7 protein-coding genes are annotated in these 9,722 nt (G+C 70.2%); 5 read left to right on the forward strand and 2 right to left on the reverse strand.

What is annotated here, in order from left to right:
• The coding region (locus GBZ26_RS22335; protein ID WP_174440744.1) for a D-alanyl-D-alanine carboxypeptidase at window positions 1–891 on the reverse strand (891 nt) is incomplete at its 3' end.
• A gap of 154 nt (window positions 892–1,045) precedes the next feature.
• Between GBZ26_RS22335 and GBZ26_RS22340 the strand changes: the two genes are divergently transcribed.
• Window positions 1,046–2,923: an FHA domain-containing protein gene (locus tag GBZ26_RS22340; protein WP_174440745.1), complete on the forward strand. Its 1,878-nt coding sequence runs from the start codon at window positions 1,046–1,048 to the stop codon at window positions 2,921–2,923.
• Here GBZ26_RS22340 and GBZ26_RS22345 read toward each other — a convergent pair.
• Window positions 2,913–3,626: a 4'-phosphopantetheinyl transferase family protein gene (locus GBZ26_RS22345; RefSeq protein ID WP_174440746.1), complete on the reverse strand. Its 714-nt coding sequence runs from the start codon at window positions 3,624–3,626 to the stop codon at window positions 2,913–2,915. The two genes, GBZ26_RS22340 and GBZ26_RS22345, sit on opposite strands and share 11 nt — an antisense overlap.
• A 96-nt stretch (window positions 3,627–3,722) precedes the next feature.
• On the opposite strand from GBZ26_RS22345, the gene GBZ26_RS22350 reads away from it, so the two are divergent.
• From GBZ26_RS22350 to GBZ26_RS22365, 4 genes are all read left to right on the forward strand, one after another.
• A complete protein-coding gene (locus tag GBZ26_RS22350; protein WP_174440747.1) occupies window positions 3,723–4,706 on the forward strand; it encodes a phosphoribosylaminoimidazolesuccinocarboxamide synthase in 984 nt (327 codons plus the stop codon).
• Window positions 4,706–5,650 carry a D-2-hydroxyacid dehydrogenase family protein gene (locus GBZ26_RS22355; RefSeq protein WP_174440748.1) on the forward strand — a complete coding sequence of 315 codons (945 nt, stop codon included), beginning with the start codon at window positions 4,706–4,708 and terminating at the stop codon, window positions 5,648–5,650. Before GBZ26_RS22350 ends, GBZ26_RS22355 begins: the two co-directional genes overlap by 1 nt.
• A gap of 484 nt (window positions 5,651–6,134) precedes the next feature.
• Window positions 6,135–6,623 (forward strand): PTS sugar transporter subunit IIA, encoded by a 489-nt coding sequence (locus GBZ26_RS22360; protein ID WP_174440749.1) that lies wholly within the window; start codon window positions 6,135–6,137, stop codon window positions 6,621–6,623.
• A gap of 117 nt (window positions 6,624–6,740) precedes the next feature.
• Window positions 6,741–9,722, forward strand: a 2,982-nt coding sequence (locus GBZ26_RS22365; RefSeq protein WP_247884870.1) for a monovalent cation/H+ antiporter subunit A, incomplete at its 3' end; no start/stop codon positions are given.

The following is a 9,722-nucleotide window of genomic DNA, read 5'->3' on the forward strand; positions in this document are numbered from 1 at the left end:
GGGGGTGGCGTGCGGCGGCACCGCGCGGGGGGCCGGGGCGGGAGGGGCGATCCCCGCCTCCGTGGCCAGCCGGCGGAAGACGTGCGCCGCCGCCAGACCAGGGCGGGTGACCGGAAGCCACAGGCTGGCCGCCATGCCCGGCTGCGGGGCGAAGCGCCAGCGCTCGCCCTCCGGTTCGCCATTGGCCGGCTGCCCGTCCGCGGCGATGAGCGGGGTGAAGGCGGCCCCGGCCCCGGCGCCAAGCTGCACCGTCACGCTGTCCAGCGGCACGCGCCCGGCATCGGACACCGACCAGGCGCTGACCCGCACCGGCTGTCCGGCGGCGGGGCGCGCCCAGTCGAAGCGGAAGCGGTTGAAGTTCAGCGACAGCGCCCCGACGCCGGTGTTGTAGCCGGCGGTCCAGGGCTGCCCGGAGTCGATCTCCGCCATCTCGGGCAGGGCGGAGGTGTCGTAGAGGAAGCGCCCGGTCACCCGCGTCACTCCCAGCGCGCCGAGATCGCGCAGCAGCTCCGTCAGCCCTTCGCTGGACAGCGACGGGTCGCCGCCGCCCTTGAGGATCAGGTCGCCGTCCAGAACGCCGTTCCCCAGCCGCCCCGTGATGTGCAGCGTGGTCTCGAACCGGTGGTCCGGCCCCAGCACCGCCAGGGCGGCGGCCATCGCCGGCAGCTTGGCGACCGAGGCCGGGGCGAAGGGCTTGGCCGGCTGCCGCTCCGCCAGGACGGCGCCGCTGTCCGGATCGAACAGCACGTAGCCGACGTCGTCGGCGGAAAAGCCGTTGCGGGCGATCGCCGCCCGGTCGTCCGGACCGGTGGCGCCATAGGGGGACGCACAGGCCGACACCGCGGTGACGCAGGCCAGCAGGAGCTGGATGGAGAAGGTCGGGATCCGCATGACGGCCAGTCTAGCGCAACGCACCGCTCTGCATCCGCGTCAATCGTTGGTCCCGCCTGGGCGGGCCAGGAATCTTGCTGCGCGGAAAGTCCGCTTACCGTACGATGAAGTCCTCAAAAGACGCCACGCCTCTGGGGAAAGAGTTGAAAAGCCCATGATGTCACGGCGCCGCAGCCTCACGTTCGAAGTGGTCGTCGAGCAAGGCGGCAAACCCAACATCGACGGCGTCTTTCCCGACGAGGCCGCGGCGCGGGAGCGCGCGGCGTATCTGCTTCGTCTCGCGAAATTTCCGGTTGTCCGAATTTTAATGGTGAATCAGGCGGGCAAGGAAGAAGTCATCTTCCAGAAGTCCACCTCCGGTGGCGCGAAGCCAACCACCATCTCCCCCATCGACGAGTCCGACGTCGGCCCCGCCACTCTCTGCACCGACGCGCTCCAGCTCTTTTCCTACGAGAGCCGGATGCTGCTGCTGCGCCTGCTGCGCGGCTATTGGGACGATCAGGCGGTGATCCCGGCCGAGCAGCTCCACCGCTATTACCCGTTGCGCTATTTCGAGCGGGAGGCGCTGCTGTTCAACCCGGCGGTCAGCCGGCTCGCCACCCTTCAGGCGCCGTTGCTGGGCGTGAAGCCGTTCGACCGCCACGACCAGCTCATGCGGATGTTCACCCGGCTGAAGGAGATGGCGCAGGCGTCGGACACGCTGGCGCCCTTCGACGCGGCGCTGGCCCGCGGCGGGGTGGGCGGCCTGCTGGCGGCGGCGGCGGAGCGTCCGCCGGAGGAGCGCGACCGGCTGGTCACCCACGCCTTCGCCGCGGTGCTGGAGCCCTGCCGCGACTGGCCCGGCAAGGTCAAGGCGCTGCTGCGCTTCCACCGCGAGGACGGGGAGGAGGAGGCGAACCGCCGCCTGCTCGACCAGATGCTGGCGGAGACGGTGGACGGGCGGGAGCCGGTGCGCGCCCTGATCGGCTACGCGCCCGACCTGGGGGCGGCCTTGCAAAGCCTGATCGCGGCGGTGCACGGCGACCTCGACGACCGGCTGCCCCACACCGACGAGCTGCTGGCCCTGTCCAACGCGCTGGGCGGCGGCGGTTTCGACGAGACGCGCCGGGCGCTGCTGCGCCGCATCCAGGGCGGTCTGGCCGGCCTGACCCCGCTGACCCGCACCGGCTCCGCCGCCGAGGGAAAATCCTTCGGCATCATCGTCGACCGGCTGACCAACTTCGACGGCTTCCTGGGCGGCGCCGGCATGGCGGAGGCGCTGACCCGGCGCGCCAAGACGGTGTGGAGTTCCGGGGGGCAGGACGCGTCCTTCGACATGGCGGTGCAGCGTCTGGCCACCCGCCTGCCGGCGCCGGCCCAGCGCATCGGCTATCTTCTCGACCTCGCCACCAGCCCCTTCGGGCGCAACAAGCTCAGCGTCCTGATCCGGCAGGTCGCCACCGAGTTCGAGAGCATCACCTCGGCCCGCGAGCTGGTCGCCCCCGGCGTCAGCACGGACGACGTGCGCAGCGGCCTGGGCCGCCGCCTGCGCGCCGCCGGCATTCCCCGCGCGCTGGCCGAGGGGCTGATCGCCAAGATCGCCGCGATTCCGGACGCCGAACGGTCGCTCGGCATCCCCCTGCTGGCCCCTCCCGCCGGGGAGGTCGTGACGCGGGCGACCGAGGAGACGGTCCTGATCGACGTCTCGAAGGCAGCGGCGGAGCGGCTGGTGCTGTTCTGGCGCGGCCAGACGCGGGCGATCCCGGAGGACGGGACGCAGATCGTCATCGGGCGGTCGTCGCAGTGCCAGTTCGTCCTGGACATCGCCTCGGCCTCGCGGCGGCACGCCGCGGTGTCGCGCCAGGACGGCGTCTTCGTGGTGGAGGATCTCAGCCGCAACGGCACCCAGATCGCCGTGCCGGGGGTGGCGGAGCCGCGGCGGCTGAAGCCCGGCGAACCGCTGCCGCTGCCGCCGCGCGGCGAGATCGTCATCGGCTCCACGGAGCTGGGCGAGGAGCCGGCGCGCATCGCCTGGGAAATCGTCAAGCGCTGAACGCGTCGCCCAGCGGCCGGAACACGGGGCGCCAGCCGTCGCCGCGCACCGCCAGCGCGCCGACCAGCCCCGGCGCCGGGCGCAGGTCGAACAGCGACCAGTCCGTAACACGTCCGGCCTCCAGCGCGCCGTCCAGGCTCAGCATGCGGGCGGGGCGGCCCGGAGTCAGCTCCACCGCGAAGCGGTCGAGCGGCGTGGACAGCCCCTGGCCGGTCGCCTTGATGAAGGCCTCCTTGCGGGTCCAGCCGTTCAGGAACGCCTCGTCCCGCTGCGCCTCGGGCAAAGCGGCGAAGGCGTCGCGCTCCTCCGGCGCGAAGAAGCGCTCGGCGATTCCGGCCGCGTCCGGCAGTCGGCGCAGCCGTTCGATGTCCACGCCCAGCTCCACCGTTTCATGGGGGGTGATGGCGATCAGCACGTGATCCTTGCAGTCGGCGAGGTTGAAGGCTGGGCCGCCGGGGAGCGAGGGCTTGCCCATCGGCCCGTAGGCGAAGGCCAGACCCGCCGGGTCGCGGCCCGTCACCCGCCCGAGCAGATGGCGCAGCAGCCCGCGCCGCAGCGCGCATCGGGTGCGCAGCTCCTCCGTCGCGAAACGGGCGGCCCGCGCCGCCTCGTCGGGGGAGAGCAGGGCGCGGAACGCCTCCAGCCGGTGCGCCAGACCGCGCAGGTCGGCATAACAGAGTTGAATTTCTCCCGTTTCCCGCATCGGATGTCCCCATTCCCCGGATTCGGGACTATAACCGCGCTGGCCCCGCGCGGCGATTGCGCTATCATGCGCCTCCCTTTTGCCGGATCTGGAACCATGGTCGATACCGCTCAGCTTGCTCCGCATCTGTCCAACGTCGTCAAGGACGCCGCCATTCCCGAGCTGCCCAACCACTACCGGGGCAAGGTGCGCGAGAATTACGACCTTCCCGACGGGCGGCGCGTCATCATCGCCACCGACCGGCTGTCGGCCTTCGACATCATCCTGACCGCCATTCCCTTCAAGGGGCAGGTGCTGACCCAGATCGCCCGCTACTGGTTCGAGGCGACGAAGGACCTCTGCCCGAACCACGTCCTGGAATACCCGGACCCCAACGTCGTGGTGGCCAAGCGGCTGACCATCATGCCGGTGGAGATCGTCGTCCGCGACTATCTGGCCGGCACCACCGGCACCTCGCTGTGGACGATGTACAAGAAGGGCCGGCGGGAGATGTACGGCCACGTCTTCCCCGATGGGCTGCGCGAGAACCAGAAGCTGCCGGAAACGATCATCACCCCGACGACCAAGGCGTTCGACGCCGGCCATGACGAGGAGCTGACCGCTGCCCAGATCGTGGAGCGCGGGCTGCTGACCCAGGCCCAGTGGGACGAGGTGACGGCGAAGGCGCTGGCCCTGTTCGCCCGCGGGCGCGAGATCGCGGCGGCGCGCGGCCTGATCCTGGTGGACACCAAGTACGAGTTCGGCTTCGACGAGGCCGGCAACATCATCCTGGCCGACGAGATCCACACGCCGGACAGCAGCCGCTACTGGTTCGCCGCCAGCTATCCGGAGCGGTACGAGGCCGGGCAGCGCCCGGAGAGCTTCGACAAGGACTTCGTGCGGAGCTGGGTGACCCAGCGCTGCGACCCCTACAAGGACGCCATCCCGGAAATCCCGGCGGAGGTCGTGCTCGAGGCCGCCCGCATCTACATCGAGGCGTTCGAGACCATCACAGGCCAGACCTTCCAGGTCCCGCAGGCGGTCACGCCGGCGTTGGAGCGCATCCGGGCCAATCTGGCGCCGTACTTCGCGAAGCCGTGATGAAGATCGCCATCCTCGACGATTACCAGAACGTCGCGCGCGATCTGGCGGAATGGCATCGCCTGCCCAACGGCAGCGCGCTGACGGTCTTCGAACGGCCGATCCCGGCGGCGGAGCTGGCGGGCACGCTCGCCCCCTACAGCGTCCTGGTGATCATGCGGGAACGCACGCCGTTCCCCGCGTCGCTGATCGACGCGCTGCCGAACCTGCGGCTTCTGGTCACCACGGGGGGCCGCAACAACGCCATCGACCTGGAGGCCTGCAAGGCCCGCGGCATCACCGTCTGCGGGACCGGCATGGTCGGCACCCCGACGGCCGAGCTGACCTGGGGCCTGATCCTGGCTCTGGTCAAGCGCATCCCGCAGGAGGAGCGCGGCCTGCGCGCCGGGCGCTGGCAGGCCGGCCTGACGCAGGGGCTGGCCGGCAAGCGCCTCGGCCTTGTCGGGCTGGGCAAGCTGGGCACCCAGGTGGCGCGGGTCGGCCAGGCCTTCGGGATGGAAGTCGCGGCCTGGAGCCCCAACCTGACCGACGAGCGTGCGGCCGCTGCGGGTGTCGCCCGGCTGGACAAGCGCGACCTGTTCGCCACCTCCGACATCGTCAGCGTCCATCTGGTGCTGGGCGAGCGGACGCGCGGCGTGGTCGGGGCGGAGGACATCGACGCGATGAAGCCCTCGGCCTTCTTCGTGAACACCTCGCGCGCCGGTCTGGTGGACGGGGACGCCCTGCTGGCGGCCCTGCACGAGCACCGCATCGCGGGGGCCGGTCTGGACGTCTTCCCCGTGGAGCCGTTGCCGGTGGACAGCCCCTGGCTGGAGGCGCCGAACACGGTGCTGACGCCGCATCTGGGCTATGTCACCCGCGAGAACTACGAGGTCTTCTACCGCGACGCGCTGGACGACATCCTCGCCTGGCACGCCGGCGAGCCGGTGCGGATGCTCGCTTAAGGACGGGACGGCACCGCCCCTCCCTTTCCCCCTTGGGCCTTTCCCCATGGGGAAAGGGAGGGCGGGTTGCACGTCGTTGATAATTTTCAGACTTCCGTGTTCTGCCCAGATCGGCTTTCCGTGCGGCGTCATCCCGCATCGCCCGTCCGCTTTTTTACGCCCGCCACACGGATTGTGGGATTACAGCCGCGGCCAAGACGTAGATGGATGGCTACCCCGCCACTTGCGGGGCGCGATTCCATTCCCAAAATGGGTGGGGAGCCTGCGGCAAGGGCGGAAGAGGAACGAGATGTGTTGCGAGGCGCGGGCCCTGCCGGGGCTGCGTGTCCGTGGGGTGGGGCGGCCACCGGACCCGGCGGCGATCGGCGTCGCGGACAAGGGGTGCCGAATTCGATTTGGAAGTCTGTTGCTTCAGGGCCATCCCGGCACGGAACGCGGTCTTTCAGAACAGGAGATTGAAGGTTTGCCACCCATGGAGACAGGAATGAACATCTCGGACCTCTTGTCCGCACACAACGTCATCCTCGATGCCGGGCCGGCCAACAAGGAAACCCTGCTCGACCTTCTCGCCGCCGAGGCGTCCAGCCGCATCGCGGCCCCCAAGGAAGAGATTCTCAAGGCCCTGCAGGCGCGGGAACACATCGGCTCCACGGCGCTGGGCAAGGGCGTGGCGCTTCCCCACACGGAACTGCGCGGGACCGAAAACCCGCTGGTGCTGTTCGCGCGGCTCCGCAAACCCATCGATTTCGAGGCCCGCGACGACGAGCCGGTGGACCTGTTCTTCCTGGTCCTCTGGCCGACCGCGACCCGCAAGGGCCTGCTGCCCGTCATGGGCGAGATCTGCCAAGCCCTGCGCGACCCGCAATCCCTGCGCAAGCTGCGTCAGGCGGAGACGCCCGACGCGGTGGTGCAGCTCGTCCGGCAGGCGCTTCCCCCCAACGCCGAACGGGAGCCTGACGACGACGATTTTTGACCGAGCGATTTCTGACCTGACGACGTCCGGCCGGCGCGGCGAGGGACCTGCATCCTTCCTATATTCGTAAAGCCGACAGTTCTCAGCATTTTGGCCCCCCGATTGCCCGAGACCCCATTGTCACAGACCATGTCCGACGCCCTGTTGCTCCTGGCCGCCACCGGCCTTCCGTTCGCCGGCGCGATCGTCGCCGGGATGCTGCCGACGCACGCGCGCAACACCGCGGCGTGGCTGGCCGGTGCGATCGCGATCATCGGGCTGGGTCTGGTGTGGGCCGCCTACCCGACGGTGGCGGCGGGTGGCGTGATCCGCCATTCGATGGCCTGGATGCCGTCGCTCGGCCTGGATCTCGTGCTGCGGATGGACGGCTTCGCGTGGCTGTTCGCCGGGCTGGTGTTCGGGGTCGGCGCGCTCGTCGTGCTGTACGCGCGCTATTACATGTCGGCGGACGATCCGGTCCCGCGCTTCTTCGCGTTCCTGCTGGCCTTCATGGGGTCGATGACGGGGGTGGTGCTCTCCGGCAACCTGATTCAGCTCGCCTTCTTCTGGGAGTTGACCAGCCTCTTCTCCTTCCTGCTGATCGGCTACTGGCATCACACGGCGGCGGCGCGCGACGGCGCGCGCATGGCGCTGACCATCACGGCGACGGGCGGGCTGTGCCTGTTCGCGGGGGTGCTGCTGCTCGGCCACATCGCCGGCAGCTACAACCTCGACGTCGTTCTGGCCTCGGGCGACAAGATCCGCGAACACGCGCTCTACCTGCCGGCGCTGGTCCTCATCCTGATGGGCGCCCTGACCAAGAGCGCGCAGTTCCCGTTCCATTTCTGGCTGCCGCACGCCATGGCGGCGCCCACCCCCGTCTCGGCCTATCTGCATTCGGCGACGCTGGTGAAGGCCGGCGTCTTCCTGATGGCCCGGCTGTGGCCGGTGCTGGCGGGGACGGAGGCGTGGTTCTGGATCGTCGGCAGCGCCGGTCTGGCCACCCTACTGATCGGCGCCTATGTGGCGATCTTCCAGAACGACCTGAAAGGACTTCTGGCCTATTCGACCATCAGCCATCTCGGGCTGATCACGCTGCTGCTCGGGCTCAACAGCGAACTCGCCATGGTCGCGGCGATCTTCCACATCATCAACCACGCCGCCTTCAAGGCGTCGCTGTTCATGGCCGCCGGCATCATCGACCATGAGACGGGAACCCGCGACCTCCGGCGTCTGTCCGGCCTGAACCGCTTCATGCCCTTCACGACGCGGCTGGCGATGGTGGCGGCGGCGGCCATGGCGGGCGTGCCGCTGCTGAACGGCTTCATCTCGAAGGAGATGTTCTTCGCCGAGACGTTGTCGGCGCAGGGGTCCGTGACCTTCCTCCTCGACATCCTGCCCTTCGCCGCGATGGTGGCGAGCGCCTTCGCCGTGGCCTATTCGCTGCGCTTCATCCACGGCGCCTTCTTCGGTCCCGACCCGGTCGACCTGCCGCACCTGCCGCACGAGCCGCCGGCCTGGATGCGGCTTCCCGTCGAGATCCTGGCGCTGGCCTGCATCATCATCGGGCTGCTGCCCGCCGCCACCGTGGGGCCGTATCTGAACATGGCGGCCCACGCCGCGCTCGGCGCCGCGACGCCCGAATACAGCCTGGCGGTCTGGCACGGCTTCAACACGCCGCTGGTGATGAGCCTGCTCGCCCTGGCGGCCGGCGTGACGCTCTACTTCCTGCTGCAGCCGCTGTTCCGCCGCAACATCGAGGGCCCGCCCTTCATCAGCCGCCTGGAAGGCCGCCGCATGTTCGAGCGCAGCATGGTCTTCCTGTCCTGGCGCCTCGCCCGGTCGCTGGAGGGGCTGCTGGGCACCCGGCGTTTGCAGCCCCAGCTCCGTCTGGTCGTCTGCGTCGCCATCCTGGCCGCGGGCTGGGCGGTCTACCGGCGCGGGCTCGGTCCGGGCAATCTGGTGCCGCAGGGCATCGACCCCGTGCTCGCCCTGATCTGGGCGATCGGCGCGGCCTGCGCCCTGGGGGCGGCGTGGCAGGCCAAGTTCCACCGCCTCGCCGCGCTGATCCTGCTCGGCGGCACCGGTCTGGTCACCTGCGTCACCTTCGTCTGGTTCTCCGCCCCCGACCTCGCGCTGACCCAGCTGCTGGTCGAGATCGTCACCACGATCCTGCTGCTGCTCGGCCTGCGCTGGCTGCCCAAGCGGCTTCCCGGCACCGGCACGTCGGAGGTGATGCGGGCGGGCCGCCGCCTGCGCGACCTCGCCATCGCCATCACCGCCGGCCTCGGCATGGCCGGGCTGGCCTTCGGCGTGATGACCCGCTTCCCGCCGGAGATCCTGGCGCAGCATTTCCTGGAGCGCGCCTACACCGAAGGCGGCGGCACCAACGTCGTCAACGTGATCCTGGTCGACTTCCGCGGATTCGACACGCTGGGCGAGATCGCCGTGCTGGGCGTGGTGGCGCTGACCGCCTACGCGCTGCTGCGCCGCTTCCGCCCGGCCCCCGACAGCGTGGACGTGCCGGAGCAGCAGCGCGACCAGAGCGCCTACGACATCGCCCGGCCGGAGCGGCGGGAGGGCGACACGGTGGCCGATTGGCTGCTGATCCCGTCGGTGATCGCGCGTCTGCTGTTCCCGGTGGTCGGCATGGTCGCGCTGTTCCTGCTGCTGCGCGGCCACGACCTGCCCGGCGGCGGCTTCGCCGCGGGGCTGATGGGCTCGATCGCCATGATCCTGCAATACATGCTGGGCGGGACGCAGTGGGTGGAGGCGCGGCTGCGCGTGCTGCCGCTGCGCTGGATGGGCCTCGGGCTTCTGTTGGCCGCCGGCACGGGCCTGGGCGCCCTGCTGTTCGGCCGGCCCTTCCTGACCACCTATTTCGCCTACGCGGACCTGCCGCTCATCGGCGAGATTCCGACGGCCAGCGCGCTGCTGTTCGACATCGGCGTGTTCGCTCTGGTCATCGGCGCCACCATGCTGACCCTGATCGCGCTGGCCCGCCCGTCGGTTCGCGGCCATCGCGCCGCCGCTCCGCGCGCCCCGGCGCCGGAGGCCCTGTCTCCTATACCCATCTGGACCCGCCGACGGTCCACTCCTTCTGGATCACCGGGGGCTCTG

This window comes from Azospirillum formosense (assembly GCF_013340925.1).
GTDB classification, from domain to species: Bacteria; Pseudomonadota; Alphaproteobacteria; order Azospirillales; family Azospirillaceae; genus Azospirillum; species Azospirillum formosense.